Origin of the sequence: Stenotrophomonas sp. NRRL B-14846, from assembly GCF_050473585.1 — a bacterium.
Lineage (GTDB): Bacteria > Pseudomonadota > Gammaproteobacteria > Xanthomonadales > Xanthomonadaceae > Stenotrophomonas.
Genome location: NZ_JBFLUN010000022.1, coordinates 4,072,946 through 4,091,505, shown reverse-complemented (window position 1 = coordinate 4,091,505; position 18,560 = coordinate 4,072,946). Strand labels below are relative to the sequence as shown.

The window sequence follows — 18,560 nt, the reverse complement described above, 5'->3', positions numbered from 1 at the left end:
CGCTGCTGGTGGGTATGACCTGCTTCTGGTGGGTGCGGACCTTGGTCCGCACCGATGCCCGGTCGCGCGCTGAAGGAATGTGCCGACCAAGGTCGGCACCTACCAAAGCACAGTGATAGGCGCCATGTGCAGTAGATCCACGCCATGCGTGGATGGTGTTCCCCGCACCGCCTAGAACGCGTTGATGCCGGTCAGCTCACGGCCGATCACCAGCTGGTGCACGGTCTCGGTGCCTTCATAGGTGATCACCGATTCCAGGTTCAGTGCATGCCGGATCGCCACGTGCTCGGTGGTGATACCGGCGCCGCCCAGCAGATCGCGACACTCGCGGGCGATGTCGATGGCCATGCGGCAGTTGTTCCACTTGGCCAGGCTGACCTGCTGAGGCTGCAGCTGTCCTGCTTCCTTCAGGCGGCCCAGCTGCAGCGCCAGCAGCTGCGCGGTGGTGATGCGGCGGGCCATTTCGGCCAGCTTGATCTGCGCGCTCTGCGTGGCGGCCAGCGGGCGGCCGAACAGCACGCGCTCCTTGGCATAGCCCAGTGCTTCATCCAGGCAGGCAATGGCGGCACCGATCGGGCCCCAGCTGATGCCGTAGCGGGCCTGGGTCAGGCAACCCAGCGGGCCCTTGAGGCCCTTCACGTTCGGCAGGCGATGGCTGTCGGGCACGCGCACGTCATCGAAGAACAGCGCGCCGGTCAGCGACGCACGCAGGCTCATCTTGTGCTTGATCTCCTGCGTGGTGAAGCCGGCCATGCCCTTCTCCAGCACGAAGCCCTGGATGCCGTCCTCGGTCTGCGCCCAGACGATGGCCAGGTCGGCCACCGGGCCGCTGGTGATCCACATCTTGCTGCCGCTGATGCGCCAGTCGCTGCCGTCGCGCACCGCGCGGGTCTTCATGCTGGCCGGATCGGAACCGCCGTGCGCCTCGGTCAGGCCGAAGCAGCCGATCAGCTCACCGCGCGCCATCGCCGGCAACCACTGCTGGCGCTGTTCCTCGCTGCCGTAGGCATAGATCGGGTACATGCACAGCGAGCTCTGCACCGAGACGAAGCTGCGCAGGCCCGAATCACCGCGCTCCAGCTCCTGGCAGATCAGGCCATAGCTGACCGCCCCCAGGTCGCCGCCGCCGTATTCGGCTGGCAGGGTCGCACCGAGCAGGCCCAGCGATGCGATCTCCGGCACCAGTTCAGATGGAAAACGGGCCTGGTCAAAGGCATCGCCGATGATCGGCAGCACGCGCTCGTTGGTGAAGCGGGCGACGCTCTCCTGCACCGCGCGCTCTTCCTCGTTGAGCAGGGAACGGACATCGAACAGATCGTACGGATGCAAAGCCATGGCACTCACGCGCAGTCAGGACCCGGCCATTGTCGGTCATCCGCAAGCATCGCGTCTGGTAGGTGTGGACCTTGGTCCACACGGAAGCGGGTCCGGGCGGTGAAACAATGTGCCAACCAAGGTTGGCACCTACCCGGCCACGCGCATTACGCTGCACCGCAGCAATCGTGACGTGAACATCGGCGATCTAGCTCGATCACGCGCGGCCCGGTACCCTGACACATTCAAACAACCGTTTCGCTCGTGGCTGCACGCGCGATTCCCAGGCACCGCCGGTGGCCCCGATGCCGGCCCTACCCACGAGTCATGCAATCGATGAGCGCTGAAGCCAACGCCCTGCCCCCGCGTGAAGTAATGGAGTTCGACGTGGTGATCGTCGGCGCCGGCCCCGCCGGCCTGGCCACCGCGATCCGCCTGCGCCAGCGCGCGATCGAGGCCGGCCGCGAACTGTCGGTGTGCGTGCTGGAGAAAGGCTCCGAGCCCGGCGCGCACGTGCTGTCCGGTGCAGTGATGGATCCGCGCGCCCTGACCGAGCTGTTCCCGGACTGGGCCGAGCGCGGCGCACCGCTGAAGCAGAAGGTCACCCGCGACGAATTCCTGTTCCTCAGCGAAACCGGCGCGCGCAGCACGCCCAACGCACTGCTGCCGGAGTGCTTCCACAACGAAGGCAACTACATCATCAGCCTGGGCGAAGTGACCCGCTGGCTGGCGCAGCAGGCCGAGGCGCTGGAAGTGGCGATCTTCCCCGGCTTTGCGGCCGCCGAGGTGCTGTACGGCGACAACGGTGAAGTGATCGGCGTGGCCACCGGCGACATGGGCATCGAGAAGGACGGCAGCATCGGCCCGGCGTTCGAACGCGGCATGGCGCTGCAGGCCAGGTACACGATCTTCGCCGAAGGCGCACGCGGCCACCTCGGCCGCCAGCTGATCGCGCGCTACAAACTGGACGAAGGCAAGGACCCGCAGGCCTACGGCATCGGCATCAAGGAACTGTGGCAGATCGACCCGGCCAGGCATGAGCCGGGCCTGGTGGTGCACGCCGCCGGTTGGCCGCTGGACAGCGACACCTATGGCGGCGCGTTCCTGTACCACGCCGACGGCGGCAAGGTCGCCATCGGCTACGTGGTCGGCCTCGACTACAGGAACCCGTGGCTGAGCCCGTTCGAAGAGTTCCAGCGCTTCAAGACCCACCCGTCCATCCGCAAGCACCTGGAAGGCGGCACGCGCATCGGTTACGGCGCGCGTGCGATCACCGCCGGTGGCCTGCTGTCGCTGCCGAAGACGGTGTTCCCCGGTGGCGCGCTGGTCGGCTGCGAGGCCGGCTACCTCAACGCCAGCCGCATCAAGGGCAGCCACGCCGCGATCAAGACCGGCATGCTGTGCGCCGACGCCGCGTTCGATGCACTGGCTGCCGACCGCCAGCACGACGAACTGAGCGCCTACCCGAAGGCGTTCGAAGCCAGCTGGCTGTTCACTGAGCTGCAGCAGGCCAAGAACTTCAAGCAGTGGTTCAAGAAGGGCCAGACCGTGGCCACCCTGATGACCGGTGTGGAGCAGTGGCTGCTGCCGAAGCTGGGCGTGCGCAACCCGCCGTGGACCCTGCACCGCACGCTGCCGGACCATGCCTGCCTGGAACCGGCGGCCAAGCACACCCGCATCGCCTACCCGAAGCCGGATGGCGTGCTGACCTTCGACCGCCTCAGCTCGGTGTTCCTGAGCAGCACCAACCACGACGAGAACCAGCCCAGCCACCTGACGCTGAAGGACCCCAGCATTCCGGTGAAGGTGAACCTGGCCGAGTACGCAGGCCCGGAAGCCCGCTACTGCCCGGCCGGTGTGTACGAGTTCGTCGGCGAAGCCGACAACGCGCGCCTGCAGATCAACGCGCAGAACTGCGTGCACTGCAAGACCTGCGACATCAAGGATCCGACCCAGAACATCGTCTGGGTGACCCCGCAGGGCGGCGGCGGCCCGAACTACTCGGGCATGTGATCGCCCCGGGCTGCGACCGCGTGTCGCAGCCCGGCCGCGCCACCGCACCGCTATCCTGCCCGCCCATGCGTGCCTCCCGCCTGCTCATCGCCGTTGCCGTGGCCCTGCTTGCCACGGCCTGCCAGCGCCCGCCCGCGGTGCCGGCCACGCCCGAACAGGCGCAGCAACAGGCCATGCAGCGCGCGTTCGAACTGTGTGCCGGCTGCCACACCGTGCAGCCCGGTGGCATCCACCGCTTCGGGCCGAACCTGCACGGCGTGATCGGCCGCCGCGCCGGCAGCCTGCCCGACTATGGTTATTCCGACGGCATGCGCCGCGCCAACATCACCTGGACCGCGCAGACCCTGGATACCTTCCTGCAGTCACCCACGCACCTGGTGCCGGGTACGCGCATGTACAACGCCTTCCCCAGCGCAGAACGCCGCGCCCTGGTGATCGCCTACCTGCAGCAGCAGTCAGCTCAGTGAGCCAGGCGCTGCAGCTGTTGCTGCAGCCGCGCCACGAACGCCGTTACGGCGGCGAACAACGGCGCCGGATCGGCCTCCGCCGCATCCTGCAGGCGCTCGACCAGCGCATTGGCCTGCCCGGCCAGCGCCGTCGCCCCGATCGCCCCCAGGCCGCCCGCCTGCCGGTGCAGATGCAGCGCCGCGGCCTCGCGGTCGCCGGCCTGCACGGCGCGTTGCACCGCCGCCAGGTCGCCCTCGCTGGCCTGCAACAAGCTGTCGCGCAGCTGCTCGGCCACCGCGCGCGAGCCGAAGCGCTGCTGCAGGGTGGCCAGATCAGGCAATGCTTCACCGTCGTCGGCGGCAACCTCCGGCACCGGCACCTCGAACGACTGGCCCTGGGCCTGCGGCAGCCAGCGCAGCAGCGCGGTACGCAGCGTGTCCAGCGACAGCGGCTTGGCCAGTACCTCGTCCATGCCGGCCTCGCGGCAGCGACGCGCATCGTCGTCCAGCACGCTGGCGGTCAGCGCCAGCACCGTCAGCCGCGGCTGGCCGGTGCGGCCCTCGCGTTCGCGCAGCAGGCGGGTGAAGCCAAATCCATCGAGTACCGGCATGCGGCAGTCGGTGATCACCAGGTCGAAGCGCTCCGACGACAAGCGATCCAGCGCCTGCTGGCCATCGCCCAGCAGCACATGGGGCACGCCCAGCTGCTGCAGCCGCCACGCCATCATCGCCTGGTTGGTCGGGTGATCCTCGATCACCAGCACCCGTGCCTGGCGCAGCGCGGCGGGCAGCAGCGCGGTCTGGTCCTGCTCGGCCAGTAGCGCCGCCGCGTCCTCGCTGCCGGCCTCCACCAGCGAGACCCGTACTTCGGCGCGGGTTCCTTCGCCCAGCGTGCTGTGCAGGGTCAGTTCGCCCTGCATCATCTGCACCAGTCGCTGGCAGATGCTCAGGCCCAGGCCAGTGCCGCCGTGATCACGCTGGATGTAGGCACCGGCCTGCGTAAAGGGCGCGAACAGGTGCTGCAGTTGTTCCGGCGCGATGCCGATGCCGGTGTCGGTGACGCTCAGGCACAGCGGTTGCACGCCGTCTTCGCTGGTCGGTCCCAGCACCTCCAGCTGCAGGCGCACCTCGCCCTGTGCGGTGAACTTGATGGCATTGCTGAGCAGGTTGAACACGATCTGGCGCAGCCGCACGCCATCCACTTCGTGGGCAGGCGCCAGCAGTGGGTCGATCTGCACATGCAGGGCCAGGCCACGCGCGCTGGCCTGGGCCGACAGCAGGCGGCACACGCTTTCCAGCAGGGGCCGCAGCGGTTGCGGCACCGGTTCCAGGCGCAACGCCCCTGCTTCCAGCCGCGAGTAATCGAGGATGTCATCGAGGATCTGCCGCAGCATCTGCGCCGAATCCTCGATCACGCCGAGGATGCGCTGCTGTTCGCTGTCCAGCGGGGAGTGCGCCAGCACCTCCAGCATGCCCAGCACACCACTCATCGGCGTGCGGATCTCATGGCTCATCGTGGCCAGGAAACGCGATTTGGCCTCGGCGGCCTGCTCCGCCTCCGCCTTCGCCGCCGTCAGGGCGTCGGCCTGCATCCGCGCTTCGCTCACGTCCACCCAGTAACCGCTCCAGATCACCGCGCCCTCTTCGGCGGCATAGGGGTGGGCCTGGCTGCGCACCCAGCGCGCGCCCTCCCCCTCGCTGCGCAGGCGGAACTCCAGGATCAACGGGGCGAACTGGCGCGCGGCCTGCTCGATGGAGTGCAGGATGTGCGCGCGGTCCTCTTCCTCGATGCGTTCCAGCAACACCCTCGCATCCTGTTCGGCCTGCTGCCGTGTAATCCCGAACAACGCAGGCAGGTCACCAGCGATGAACGGGAAGCTGAGCGTGCCATCGGCGTCGCGACGCGCCTGATAGACCACTGCGGGCAGGTTGTCAGTCACCTCGGCCAGACGCTGCTCCAGCTGGCGACGTCCTGCCACCTCGCGGCGCAGCCGCCAATGGCCGACGCCATGCACCAGCAATGCGGTCAGCAGCACCAGCAGTACCGGTATGCCCCACCGCAGCACCTTGTTCCAGTCGGCGCCGTTGCGGTACTCCACCGCCAGCCAGGCGCTGCGCAGCGCTTCGCGCTTGCGCGGGGTCATCTGCAGCAGCAGGCGATCGAAGGTGGTGGCCAGGGCCGCATGCCGGCGCTCCACCGCCAGCACCAGCTGGTCGTTGAAACCGGCCGGGGCTGCCACCTGCAGCCGCCCCGGGAAACGGCTGCGCAGCAGATGATCGACCACGGCAAGGTTGCCGACATAGGCATCGGCCTCGCCATCGAGCAGGCGTTGCAGGGCCTGCTCGGCGCTGCGCGCAGCGATGATCCGGGCCTGCGGTGCCTGCTGCAGCACATAGGTGCGCACACGCTCAGGGTCGGACAGCAGCACCCGCCTGTCCTGCAGATCCGCCAGGCCCAGCAGCGACTCGCCATCGCTCCTGACCACAATCACGTTCGGCACGCTGATGAAGGGCTGGCTGAACACCCAGTCCGGGCCCAGGTAGCGCGAATCGACGGGCATGCCCATGACCGCCTGCAGTTCACCGCGGCGGGCCTTCTCACGCACCTCGTACCAGTCGTGGCTGTTCTCGACCTGCAGGTTGGCGCCGGCCTGCATCAGGCGCTGCAGGTACTCGCTGGCCAGGCCACTGGGCCGGCCATCCTCGCCGGTGAACGACAGGGGCGCGGCATTCGGGGCGAAACCGATCTTCAACGGCTGCTCCAGCACCCGCTTCTCGGCCTGGCTCAACGCCAGCTGTGCCGATGCCGACCAATGCGGGGGTGGCAACCAGCGTTGTGCAAGCGCGTCGCGCTGGGCCTGGCTGGTCGCGGCCAGCGCCAGGTCCAGGGCTTCGGCCAGGGGTTGCTTGCCGTTGGGGATGCCGAAATGCAGCCGTTCGGGCGGAAGGTCGCTCGGGCGCAGCAGCGCCACGCCCTGCAGGCGCCGGCTGGCGATCAGCTCGGTGGCGACGAAGGCATTGCCGATGTAGACGTCAGCCTTGTCGTCTCTGACCATCTGCAACGCCGTCAACGTGTCGTTTGCGACAAGCTGGCGGGCACGCGGGAAACGGGCACGCACCTGCGGACCGGTCAGGAAATCCTGCTCGATCACCACCCGCAGACCCTCCAGGTCGGGCATGTCGGAGGCACGCAGGTCATCCGGCCGGCCAACCAGGGCCAGCGGCGCCTCGCTGTAGGCGGCGGTATAGACCATGCAGCGGGTGCGGTCGGCACTGAGACCGACATTCATCACCACGTCGATCTCACCACGGCATGCCGCATCCAGCACGGAAGTCCAATCCGGATAGCGGCGCGCCTCAACCTTCACGCCGAGCTGGCGAGCAAGATGCGACAGGTAGTCCGGTCCCAACCCGACCTGCTGGCCGTCACGGAGGGACTCGAAGGGGGGCCAGCCGCTGTCATACTGCCCGACAACGATGGCCGGATGCGCCACCAGGTATTCGCGCTGCAACGGGCTGAGCGGCAGCAGGCCAGGGGCCGGCTGTGCCTGGACCACGGGCAGGGCCAGTACCGCCAGCAGCAGGAGCAGCCCGCGAACAGCCCACCTACGCATCTGCGTCAATCTCCTAGAATCCTGCCAGGGACCGCGATGGTCGCGGTCCGGCGTGCCCGATGGCCATACTAGAGCATGAGCTTGCGCATCATCATCGCAGACGATCACCCCGTGGTCCGTATCGGTACCCGCGCCGTCATCGAGTCGAGCGGCGTGGGCCGCGTGGTCGGCGAGGCCGACAGCGCGCAGGCGCTGATGACCCTGCTCGCCAACCAGCCCTGTGATCTGCTGGTCACCGACTACTCCATGCCGGGCAGCCCACAGGCCGATGGCTTCGCCATGATCGGCATGATCCGCCGCCGCTATCCCGACCTGCCGGTGCTGATGCTCAGCGTCTCCAGCAACCTGGCGATCCTGCGCATGGTGCTCGACAGTGGCGTGCTCGGCCTGGTGGACAAGAGTTCGTCGATGGACGAGCTGCCGCAGGCCATCCAGTCGGTCTACCGCGGCCAGCCCTACATCAGCCGCAGCCTGCGCGAGCGGGTGGACGCGGCCGGCAGCTGGCGCATGCGCGAGGGCGACGGCAAGCCGTTGTCACCACGCGAAGTGGAGGTGCTGCGACTGCTCGGCACCGGCATGACGGTGAAGGAGATTTCAGCGCAGCTGCACAAGAGCGTCAGCACCATCAGCCGGCAGAAGGGCGACGCCATGCTCAAGCTGGGGCTGAAGGGCGACGCCGAATTGTTCGACTATCTGCGCGACGGCAAGATCTGAGACGAACTTCACATAACAACCCTGTCTGCCGCGCCCCTCTTTGACGGCCTGCGGATCTGTGCCAAGATGGACGGGCATGAGTTCTCAATGCGAGGTCGAAGGAATCGACCGGCTCATGTCCTCGCTCCCGTCCCTGGTGGATGGGGTGCGGCTTCCTGCCGGCCGTCTGGCCCGGCAACGCTGACCATGGAGAGGCGCATGCAGTCCCCCCCCGAGCTACGTTGGACCCTGCCGTTGCGGCCCCTGCGCGCATTCGCGGCGTGCCTGCTCGTCTCCCTTTCCGCTGCCGCCTGCAGCGCCGCCGATCCGGCCCCCTCGTCCTCCCAGCCTGCGCCTGCGCAGGCTGCCAAAGCGCCCCGACAGGATGTTGCCCCGATGCAGAACCCCGCTCCCGATGCCGCCGTCACCCCGCCCGACGCGCCGACCGTGATGTATTTCATCTACCAGGTGGATGGCGATGGCGCGACGTCCTATGAGGTCCAGAACGGCAGCGTGGCGACCTTCTGGTTCGGCCACAGCTTCACCCTGGACGGCACCACCTACTACACCGGTTTTTCCTGGGACACCCGCGAGCACTACGGCAAGCCGGGCGAACAGCAGCCGGCCGGTCCCGACGACCGCGCCAATCTGGCGGAGGCCACCTTCGTGCTGGCCGGCGGCGACGCGAAGAAGCCGTGGAAGTTCCGTGGCCAGGAATGGACCATCGGTGCGCTCGGCGCCTACGACAAGGCCGACGACGTCGATACCCGGCGCAAGCCGATCGAACACCGCACCGCCGACGGACGCCTGCTGCTGGCGGTGCCGACCAGCAGCTTCGACCGCGGCATCGGCAGCAGCGGCTACGCCCTGCTGCTGTTCAACCCCAAGCGCAGCGAGGACGACCTGGACAGCAAGGTCTGGCGCTACGTCGGCTCGGTGCGCACCGGTGAAGACAACAGCGCGGCCTGCGACGACGGCAACGTGATGCCGTGCACCGACAGCGACGGCGAACTGGCCTTCGTGGCCGACGGCAACGGCCTGCCGCAGCTGACCGTGACCTTCAAGGGCACCACCATCGAAGCCCCGGGCAAGACCCGCGCGCTGGGTGCCGGCGACACCGTGCACTACCGCTTCGACAGCAAGGCCCAGCAGTACATCGCGCCCTGATTTCCATCCGCCGCAGGCGGGTTACCTGTTGACCGACATGTTCTTGACTCACGGATGAGTCCGGTTGGCGATTCGCGGCATCGGCCGCTCCATCAACCCCGAGGAAAACGTCATGGCACAGCATGACTACAGCAAAAAGGAAGTCCTGGACATCGTCGAGCAGGTCGCCCGGCAGAAGGGCATTCCGGTCGATGACTTCATGCGCTTCGCGCACATCGAGACCGGCGGCACCTTCAACGAGCGCGCCCACAACACCTCGACCGGGGCCAAGGGCCTGTTCCAGTTCGTGCCCGGCTCGGCCCGCCAGTACCACCTGACCGGCCACGAGTTCGACCCGACCCGCAACACCGAAGCCGCCGCGCAGATGTACCAGGACAACCTGGGCTCGATGGCGCGCCGCAATGAGCGCACCGGCCACCCGTACCTGTCCGGCGGCGACACGCCGACCGGCCTGGACCTGTACCTGGCCCACCAGCAGGGCAGCGCCGGCTACGGCTCGGTGCAGACCGCGATCGCCACCGGCACCTTCGGCGTGGTCCGCAACGGCCATGGCGAAGAGATCAACATGCGCCGCAACGTGCTCAACCAGATCGGCTCCGATGCCAAGGCCCTGACCGGCCACACCCTGGCCGAAATGCGTGGCATGAACGACGGCGACCTGGCGCGGACCTTCTCCAGCTACTACATCCACAAGTACGCGGCGATCAGCATCCCGGAAAAGCACATCGAACCGCAGGCGGTGGCACCGGCACCGGGCCAGACCCAGGCCCAGGCTCCGGCCACCCCGGCGCAGACCGCTGCAGTGGGCGCTGCTGCAGCCACGCTGGCGGCGACTGCATCGGCTGCCGCCACGCCAAAGCCGGGCATCGAACTGCACGCCGCCTACGACGCCGGCGTGAAGTACGACGATGTGAAGTACGCCATCAACATCCCAGGCCACGCACTGTATGTGCCGGGCAAGACCGGCAAGAACGTGGACCAGGGCTACATCGATTGCTCCGGCTGGGTCGGCACCCTGCAGAACCGGACCATGGACGAGATCAACCAGAAGGCCGGGCACGCTGTCTTCAGCAAGGCCGACCGCATCGACCTGGGCAACCTCGGTTCCGGCGGCATCGTGCACAAGGCCGTCGAACAGTCCGGCGTACTGCTCGAGCGCGACGCCATCCTCAAGCCCGGTGCGCTGAAGGAAGGCATGGTCATCGGCCTGGATACGGCCAGGACCCGCCACGAGCACTGGAATGGCATCGACCACATCGTGATGGTGGTGCGCGACCCGAACACCGACAAACTGCTGATCAGCCAGTCCACCGGCAGCAAGGGCGTGCACACCATGCCGGTGGAGGACTACCTCAAGCAGGTGAAGGACCACCCGAACTGGAAGCTGTTCGCGTCGGACCCGTTGTCCAAGGCGCGCGACCTGCTGGAAAACCGCACCCAATCGCACGAGCAGACCCAGGGCAAACCTGCCGCCGAGCACAAGGCCGCCGGCACCCCGCACGCCGAGCTGTACAAGCCGGGCGCGCACAGCGAGGGCGTGCGCAAGGTGCAGGAGCAGCTGGGCCACCTCGGCTATGCCGGGGCCGACGGCAAGCCGCTGGTCGAGGACGGCCGCTTCGGCCGCAATACCGAAGCGGCGGTGCGCCAGCTGCAGAAGGACAACGGGCTGGTCGCCGACGGCATCGTTGGTGCGAAGACGCTGGATGCGATCAAGGAGGCCCGCGAGCGCCCGCTGCTGAACGACGAGCGGCACCCGCGCAATCCGATGTACCTGCAGGCCACCGAAGGCCTGGAGCGGATGCCGGCGGGCACCTTCAAGGACCGCCACGCGCTGGAAAGCGCCGCAGCGGCGTTGACCAGGGAGGCGCATGCCGCCGGCCTGCAGCGCATCGACGCGGTGGTGCCCAGCCCGAACGGTGAGCGCCTGTTCGCCGTGCAGGGCACGATCGGTGACCCGGCGGCCAGCCGCGTTGCGGTGGAAACCCGCACCGCCAGCGAACAGAGCATGGCGCTCAGCAGCGGCGCGGTGCACGGCGCGCCGAACGTGCTGCACCAGCAGCAGGACGCGCAGCAGGAACAGACCCGCCAGGCACAGAAGGCCATGGGCATCTGAGCCCGCAGCGCCTTGCAGACCGGGAGGGGCCGCGCCATGCGCGGCCCTTTCCCCTTCTGCCAGCTGAGCGGCCGAGGCCGCTTTCAGGCTTGCTTCATGCCGCCTGCCGCTAGATGAATGCGCAAGCCGCCCGGTAGGCCAGGCAATGTTCCGGCAATGTTGGAACGCCAGCGTGGTCTCCACGGCAGCCGGGGCGCCCCGCGCCCTCCCTGCCCAACGTGGCATGCACCTCACAGGAGAACCGAACATGCTCAGTACTTCCACACTCAGCTTCCGTGGTCTGGCGATGGCTCTGGCACTGGTTGCCGGTGTCGCCGTGGTCAGCGATGCCAGCGCGATGTCGAGGAAGGACAAGCGCACCCTGGTCGGCGCCGTGGTCGGTGGCGTGGCCGGCAACCTGCTCTCCAACGGTGATCCTGCGGCCACCGTCGGCGGTGCCGTGGCCGGCGGCGCGATCGGCAACCTGACCACGTCCGACCGCCGCGACCGTCGCTATTACGACAACCGCTACTACGACAACCGCTACGATCGCCGTTACGACCGTGGCTACTACCGCAGCGGCTATTACGACCGTGGCGATGACCGCCGCTGGCAGCGTGAGCGCTACTACGACAACCGCTACTACAACGACCGCGGCCGCCATCGCGGCTGGTAAGCAGCGCCGACACACTGATGACGCGGAGACGGGCGGGTCGATGACCCGCCCGTTTGCGTTGGCCACGCGCATGGCGTTGAATGCGCAGCCTTGGATGTGACTTTCCCGATCGGACTGCGGCATGACGTCTTCCTCCCACCGCGTGCAGGGCCTCAACAACGACGAGGTCGCTGCCGACTGGCCGCCGATCAGCGCGGCGGACATCGCGTGGCTGAGTGCGCGTTACCCGCAGCTGGGCGGGCACAGCCAACCGCGCTGGCACAGCCCGCGGCCGCTGTCGGCCGCCGCCATTGTCGACGGCACGCGCGGCGCGGTATTCATCAAGCGCCACCACCACAGTGTGCGCAGCGCGGCCTGCCTGGAAGAAGAACACCACTTCATTGCCCATCTCGCCGCTGCTGGCGTGCCGGTGGTGCAGGTGCTGCCGGCCACCGATGGCCGCACCGCGATCGAACACGGCGAATGGACCTTCGAGCTGCACGATGTCGGCGTGGGCGACGACCTGTACCGCGACGCGGTGTCGTGGTCGCTGCTGACCGATGTCGCACAGGCCCGCGAGGCGGGCCGCATGCTGGCCCAGCTGCACCGTGCCGCGGCCAGTTACCACGCGCCCCAGCGCAGCACCCATCTGCTGGTCGCGCGCGATGATCTGATCCGTGCCGACGATCCGCTCGCGGCGATCAAGGCGGAGCTGCACGAGCGCCCCGGGCTGGCCCGCTATCTCGCGCGCATTCCATGGGAAGCGCAGCTGCAGCGCGACGTGCTGCCGTGGCACGCCGGGCTCGCCGAGCGCCTGCGCGACGAGCCACGGCTGTGGGCGCACAACGATTGGCATGTCTCCAACCTGCTGTGGCGCAACGGGCAGGTCAGCACCGTGCTGGATTTCGGCCTGGCTTCACCCACCAGCGCTTTGTTCGACCTCGCCACCGCGATCGAGCGCAACGCAGTGGCGTGGCTGGAACTGGAGCGCGGGATGGAGGCGGTGCGCATCGACATCGCACTGGCGTTGCTCGACGGCTACCGTGAGGTGCTGCCCTTGTCGGCAGCACGCGTGCATCTGCTGGCCGACCTGCTGCCGATGGTGCATTTCGACTTCGCACTGTCCGAAGTGGAGTACTTCGAAGGCATCACCGGCTCGACCGCGAATGCCGACGTGGCCTGGCAACCCTTCATGCTGGGGCACCCGGCATGGTTCAGCACCGGGCCAGGGCAGACGCTGCTGCAGGCCCTGCACGCGGCGGCGTGACCCGGTTGGTATACCGTTGGGGTCAGATCCCTTTCCTTGGGAAAGGGATCTGACCCCGCACCGCCCCGCCGCCTGAAGGACGCCGGCTCGCAAATCCGTACCATTTGTAGTGAAATGGTCACCTGAAGCGGGGGTGCCTGGATCTGCCAGGCTGAGAGAGTCCCTTGGAACCTGATCCGGTTTGCACCGGCGTAGGGAGCTTTGAGCCGCAGCCACACCCCCGTCATGGGCCGGTGCACCTGCGCGCCGTCGCTTCGTCTCCCTTGTTGTCCGAAGACGAACCGAATGAACCGCTGCCTGCGCCCCACCCTGCTCTCCCTCGCCCTCTGCGCCGCGTTGCCGCTGCATGCCAGCGAGGCCGACGCTGTTCCCGATGCGGCTGCCACCGGCGCCGATCGTTCGCCGACCGAACTGGCGGCGGTGCGCGTGCAGGCCGGCAAACCGAAGGCCGATACCTCACGCGTGAACGCCTTCGGTGGTGGAAGCTGGAAGGACACGCCGGCCTCGGTGAACGTGCTCGAGCGCGATTACCTCGACCGTCGCCAGGTGCGTTCGCTGTCCGAGCTGGCCAGCAACGATGCCTCGCTGGGTGATGCGTATGCGCCGGTGGGTTACTACCAGAACATCGCCATCCGCGGCTTTGCGCTGGATGCCGCCACCGGCTACCGCTTCAACGGGCTGTCCATCGCCGGCGAGCAACGCCTGGCGCTGGAGAACGTGCAGTCGGTGGAGATCCTCAAGGGTGAAGCCGGCCTGGCGGCAGGCGTGATGGCGCCGGGCGGGATCATCAACTACATCAGCAAGCGCCCGGCGGAAGTGCGCACCGCCACGCTCGGCACCGATTCGGAAGGCTCGCGCTACGTCGCCGTCGATGTCGGCCACTGGATCACCCCGCGCTTCGGCCTGCGCCTGAATGCCGCATGGGATTCCAGCAATTCCTACGTCGAGCACGCCGATGGCCGCCGCAACTTCTACTCGCTGGCCGCCGACTGGCTGATCGGCGAGCGCGGCAAGCTGGAAGTGGATGCCAACTACCAGACCAGCTCGCAGCGCTCGGTGTCCGGCTACCAGCTGCTGGGCGCGCGTGACCTGCCGCGCGGCGTCGACCGCGAGCACCTGCTCGGCTACCAGCCGTGGCAGCGCCCGGTGGATATCGCCAGCACCAACATCACCGCGCTGCACACCTACGACTTCAACGATGCCTGGCAGTCGCGCGTCTCGGTCGGCCACAGCCGCTCGGTGATCGATGACAACGTCGCCTTCGCCTACGGTTGCTACTACGCCGCGCAGTGCGCCGATGGCAGCGTGCCGAGCAACTACTTCGCACCCAACGGCGACTACGACGTCTACGACTACCGCAGCCCGGACGACACGCGCCGCAACCAGCAGGCCCGTGCCGAGCTGCGCGGCCGCTTCGAGACCGGCAACGTCGGCCACCAGCTGACCCTCGGTGCCGACTACTTCCGCCGCACCGTGGACAAGCGCCCGAGCGTCAACGAGTACGTCGGCACCAGCAACATCCACGACGCGCAGGTGCCGGTGTTCGAGCCGTCGCCGAAGATGCCCGGTCCCACCGCACGTCGCCTGGACAGCCGCCAGACCGCGTTCTTCGCGCTGGACCGGATGAGCTTCGGTGATGACTGGCAGTGGCTGGCCGGTGGCCGCTTCGTGCGCCTGGACGAGCGCGCGTACGACAAGCGTGGAAACCCGCAGCGGCACAGCCGCCTGTCGCGCTTCCTGCCGCAGACCGCCGTGGTGTGGAAGGCCACCGACCAGCTCAATGCCTATGCCAGCTACGTGCGCGGCATTTCACTGGGCCAGGAGGCGCCGTTCTGGACCAGCAACGCCGACACCTTCCTGCCGTCGGTGCAGTCGCGGCAGCTGGAAGTGGGCGTGAAGTACGTGCCGGTCGAGGCGCTGACGCTGGGCGCAGCCGTGTTCCGCATCTCGCAGCCGTACCAGTACGCCAAGCCGGACAGCAGCGACGTCGGCTACACCTTCGTCGAGGAAGGCACGCAGACCCACACCGGCCTGGAGCTGACCGCCAACGGCCAGCTGACCGACGCACTGCAGATCGTAGCCAGCGCCAGCGTGCTGCAGGCGCGCGCGCGCGACACCGGCACCCCGGCCTATGAAGGCCATCAGCTGGTGAACGTGCCGAAGGTACGTGCCAGCGTGCACGTGGCCTATGCACTGCCGTTCGTGCAGGGCCTGGACGTGACCGGCGGCTGGCGCTATGCCGGTGCCAACGTGGCACGCGCCGACGGTGGCGTGCGCGCACCGGACTACTCGGTGTTCGATGCCGGCCTGCGCTTCCAGCATCGCCTGCACGAACGCGCGGTGACCTGGAACCTGTCGGTGGACAACGTGTTCAACCGCTTCTACTGGCGCGATACCGGCAGCAGCGGCGGTGACTACTACCTGTTCCCCGGCGCACCGCGACAGGCCCGCCTGTCGGTGACGTTCGCGCTGTGAGCGGCGTCATGCTCGAGTGGACCGCCGCGCTGTGCAGCATCCTCGGCGTCTGGCTGATGGCCCGGCGTCGGTTGTCTGCGTGGCCAGTGGGCCTGCTGTCGGTGACGCTGTACGGGCTGGTGTTCGCCGAGGCCAAGCTGTACTCGGACACGCTGTTGCAGGTGATCTTCGGCGGCTTCCTGGTCTATGGCTGGATCAACTGGCGGCAGCATGCCGCCGATGAGGGCAGCATCCGCATCGTGCCATTGGCGCGCGGCAAGCTGCTGCGCGATCTGGCCATCGGCGTGTGCGGTGGCGTGGCGCTGGGCGCGGCCATGCACAGCTTCACCGACGCTGCCCTGCCGTGGTTGGATGCGATGCTGACCGGTCTGAGCCTGGTCGGGCAATGGTGGCAGGCACGTCGCCACGTGGCCTGCTGGTGGGTGTGGATCGCGGTGGACGTGGTCTATGTGGGTGCGTACCTGTTCAAGTCGCTGCACGTGACCGCCGCGCTGTACGTATTCTTCCTCGGCCTGGCCGTGTTCGGCCTGCGCGCATGGAGCGCAGCCGCGCGCGAGCCGCAGGGTGCACCCGTGCGTTGATGCGGAGGGCCGGGCTGTGCGCTGACCATCCACAGTAGAGCCACGCCATGCGTGGCTGGGGGCTACGGTAGTCGCCAACCTTGGTTGGCGCGCGCCTGACGACCAGGGTCGGCATCTACCAGACACATCCACGCATGGCGTGGATCTACTGCAATGGTCCGTCCGTGAGGTCAGTAGAGCCACGCCATGCGTGGCTGGGGGCTACGGTAGTCGCCAACCTTGGTTGGCGCGCGCCTGACGACCAGGCGCATCCACGCATGGCGTGGATCTACTTCGGCTCCAGTACCAGGCCCAGTCGCAGCGGTTGGCGCATGTCGGCGGGCGGTGGCGCCTGCAACGGCGCGGCCTGCAGCGTCGCGCGCAGGTCGGCGTCGACCTGGGCATCGCCGAGGCTGTCGAATTCCAGTTTCGAAATGCGGCCATCCGCGGCGATCCACACACTCACCGGCAACGGCGTCGGTGCATCCGGGTGTACCTGCAGCCATTCCAGTACACGCTGCGCGTGCGGGTCCTGCTCCTGCTGCAGGCGCTGCTGCAGCTGGCCGCCCACGGCGGCGGCATAGGCCATCCAGTGCGCAGGAGCTTCCTGCGCGGAAACGCTGGCACTCCCCAGTGCCAATGCGCCGAACAACGCGGCCAGTGGCCGCCACCAGCGACGCAAGCCGGTCCTGTTCCCTGCCATGGCCATCGCCTGCCTCCTGCACTCCCATCCAGCGCGCCATGGTCGGCGCCATAGATGACAGGGAGATGGCGGCCGGTGATGGCCCAGCGCGATCACTCGCCCAGGTCGGCCAGCACCTTGCGCGAGGGCGCGAAGAAGGTCACGCCGGTAGTGGCGGTGGAGAAGTCGAGGATGCGGTCATGCAGCGGCGCGGGATTGCCGATGAACATGCGCTCGAGCATCTTCTCGATCACCCACAGGCGGCGCGTGTAACCAATGAAGTAGGTGCCGTATTCGCCACGGCCCGGGTTGGCGAACGGCATGTTGTCGCGCAGGATCTCGTGCTCGCCGTCGGCGTCCTCGATGGTGCACAGGGTCTTGTGCGATTTCTGCGCATCGGCCGGTGCATCGTCCAGCTCGATGTTGTCGTGCTTGGTGCGGCCGATGATCGCCTCCTGCGCCTCGGTCTTCTGCGCACGCCAGGCATCGAGGTTGTGCAGGTACTTCTGCACCACCACGTAGCTGCCGCCGGCATGCGCGGGGTCTTCATCGCCCACGATGGTGGCTTCCGGCAGCGACAGCCCTTCCGGGTTGGCGGTGCCATCGACGAAGTCGAGCAGGTCGCGACCATCGAAGTAGCGGAAGCCGGCCACATCATCGACCGTTTCCACCGCATCGCCGAACGCCATCAGCAGGTTGCGCTCGAACGCCACGATCAGGTCCATGGTGCGCGCGCGGATGTGGTAAAGCAGGTCGCCCGGCGTGGACACGGCGGTATGGGTGGCACCCTTGATCTCGCGGAACGGCGCCAGCTCGCGCGGCGGCGTGGTACCCACCAGCGGCTGCCACACGCGGTGGCCGATGGCCACGTTGCAGGTGAAAGTGCGCTCGATCTCGCGGATGGCGGTGTTCTTGATCAGATCATCGGTGCTGGCCAGCACCTCGCGCGCCTTGGCGATCGACGCCTCGTCATCCTTCACCTTCAGCACCAGGAACGCCGCCGAATGGGTGAGCGGCGCAGTGATCTGCTGCGGCTCGTTGTCGAGCGTGTGGTTGAGGGCGGTGATCGGTGCGGGCTGGGAATTCACGGCAGTTCCTGCTGGCTTGAGACGGGTGCATCGCCGGTGGCGACGTGCCGGGATCATAGCGGAACCGCCTGACCGGGGACGGAGCGGTTCTCGTTCCGTCCACCGATAAAGGTCGGAAGACCTCAATCCACATCACTCCAGACCGCCAGCTCATAGCCATCCAGATCGCGGAAGTGGAAGCGGCGGCCGCCGGGGAAGGCGAACACCGCCTGCACCACCTCGCCACCGGCGGCGACCACGCGCCGCTGTGCGTCGGCCAGGTCCGCGCAGTACAGGATCACCAGTGGACCGCCGCGCGCACGCACCGGTGCGTCGGCCACGAATCCACCTTTCAGGCGGCCATCGTCGAACTCGGTGTAGGCCGGGCCATAGTCGGTGAAGTTCCAGCCGAACACCTCGCCGTAGAAGCGTTTGCTGCGGGCGATGTCGGCGACGTTGAATTCGATGTTGTCGATGCGGCGTTCGGCATCGTGGGTGGCGGCATGGCTCATGGG

The 18,560-nt window shown here is 67.8% G+C and carries 14 protein-coding genes and 1 riboswitch; of the genes, 9 read left to right on the top strand and 5 right to left on the bottom strand.

The window, feature by feature from the left end:
• Positions 1 to 171: 171 nt before the first annotated feature.
• On the bottom strand, positions 172 to 1,335 hold the full coding sequence (locus tag AB1281_RS20955) for an acyl-CoA dehydrogenase family protein (protein ID WP_032962241.1): 1,164 nt from the start codon (positions 1,333 to 1,335) through the stop codon (positions 172 to 174).
• A 315-nt stretch (positions 1,336 to 1,650) separates the two neighbouring features.
• Here AB1281_RS20955 and AB1281_RS20950 point away from each other — a divergent pair, with 315 nt between their 5' ends.
• Both AB1281_RS20950 and AB1281_RS20945 read left to right on the top strand, forming a co-directional pair.
• On the top strand, positions 1,651 to 3,327 hold the full coding sequence (locus AB1281_RS20950) for an electron transfer flavoprotein-ubiquinone oxidoreductase (protein ID WP_430346888.1): 1,677 nt from the start codon (positions 1,651 to 1,653) through the stop codon (positions 3,325 to 3,327).
• 65 nt (positions 3,328 to 3,392) lie between these two features.
• Positions 3,393 to 3,794: a c-type cytochrome gene (locus tag AB1281_RS20945; protein ID WP_101764694.1), complete on the top strand. Its 402-nt coding sequence runs from the start codon at positions 3,393 to 3,395 to the stop codon at positions 3,792 to 3,794.
• Here the strand turns inward: AB1281_RS20945 and AB1281_RS20940 are convergent.
• Positions 3,788 to 7,387, bottom strand: coding sequence for an ATP-binding protein (locus tag AB1281_RS20940; RefSeq protein WP_430346887.1), 3,600 nt, complete (start codon positions 7,385 to 7,387; stop codon positions 3,788 to 3,790). The genes AB1281_RS20945 and AB1281_RS20940 overlap by 7 nt on opposite strands.
• A gap of 75 nt (positions 7,388 to 7,462) precedes the next feature.
• Between AB1281_RS20940 and AB1281_RS20935 the strand changes: the two genes are divergently transcribed.
• The 7 genes from AB1281_RS20935 (at position 7,463) to pnuC (ending at position 16,317) form a co-directional block, all read left to right on the top strand.
• Positions 7,463 to 8,101, top strand: a complete 639-nt coding sequence (locus tag AB1281_RS20935) for a response regulator (RefSeq protein WP_430346886.1) — start codon at positions 7,463 to 7,465, stop codon at positions 8,099 to 8,101.
• Positions 8,102 to 8,476: 375 nt separating this feature from the next.
• Entirely contained in the window at positions 8,477 to 9,247 is a 771-nt protein-coding gene (locus AB1281_RS20930) for a hypothetical protein (protein ID WP_430346885.1), read from the top strand.
• A gap of 112 nt (positions 9,248 to 9,359) precedes the next feature.
• Complete coding sequence (locus tag AB1281_RS20925) at positions 9,360 to 11,360, top strand: XVIPCD domain-containing protein (protein ID WP_430346884.1); 2,001 nt, start codon at positions 9,360 to 9,362, stop codon at positions 11,358 to 11,360.
• Between the two features lie 247 nt (positions 11,361 to 11,607).
• Entirely contained in the window at positions 11,608 to 12,015 is a 408-nt protein-coding gene (locus AB1281_RS20920) for a glycine zipper 2TM domain-containing protein (protein WP_014035547.1), read from the top strand.
• Positions 12,016 to 12,136: 121 nt separating this feature from the next.
• Positions 12,137 to 13,261 carry a phosphotransferase enzyme family protein gene (locus AB1281_RS20915; protein ID WP_430346883.1) on the top strand — a complete coding sequence of 375 codons (1,125 nt, stop codon included), beginning with the start codon at positions 12,137 to 12,139 and terminating at the stop codon, positions 13,259 to 13,261.
• 119 nt (positions 13,262 to 13,380) lie between these two features.
• Positions 13,381 to 13,476: riboswitch (TPP riboswitch) on the top strand.
• Positions 13,477 to 13,546: 70 nt separating this feature from the next.
• Positions 13,547 to 15,736 carry a TonB-dependent receptor gene (locus AB1281_RS20910; RefSeq protein WP_430346882.1) on the top strand — a complete coding sequence of 730 codons (2,190 nt, stop codon included), beginning with the start codon at positions 13,547 to 13,549 and terminating at the stop codon, positions 15,734 to 15,736.
• An 8-nt stretch (positions 15,737 to 15,744) separates the two neighbouring features.
• Positions 15,745 to 16,317 carry a nicotinamide riboside transporter PnuC gene (gene pnuC / locus AB1281_RS20905; protein ID WP_346486200.1) on the top strand — a complete coding sequence of 191 codons (573 nt, stop codon included), beginning with the start codon at positions 15,745 to 15,747 and terminating at the stop codon, positions 16,315 to 16,317.
• 268 nt (positions 16,318 to 16,585) lie between these two features.
• Here the strand turns inward: pnuC and AB1281_RS20900 are convergent, their stop codons facing one another.
• The 3 genes from AB1281_RS20900 to AB1281_RS20890 all read right to left on the bottom strand — a co-directional run bounded on the left by AB1281_RS20900 (position 16,586) and on the right by AB1281_RS20890 (position 18,557).
• Positions 16,586 to 17,005 (bottom strand): hypothetical protein, encoded by a 420-nt coding sequence (locus tag AB1281_RS20900; RefSeq protein ID WP_430346881.1) that lies wholly within the window; start codon positions 17,003 to 17,005, stop codon positions 16,586 to 16,588.
• Positions 17,006 to 17,091: 86 nt separating this feature from the next.
• Positions 17,092 to 18,066, bottom strand: coding sequence for a Dyp-type peroxidase (locus tag AB1281_RS20895; RefSeq protein WP_121505025.1), 975 nt, complete (start codon positions 18,064 to 18,066; stop codon positions 17,092 to 17,094).
• A 122-nt stretch (positions 18,067 to 18,188) separates the two neighbouring features.
• Positions 18,189 to 18,557, bottom strand: a complete 369-nt coding sequence (locus AB1281_RS20890) for a VOC family protein (RefSeq protein ID WP_430346880.1) — start codon at positions 18,555 to 18,557, stop codon at positions 18,189 to 18,191.
• Between the last annotated feature and the right edge of the window lie 3 nt (positions 18,558 to 18,560).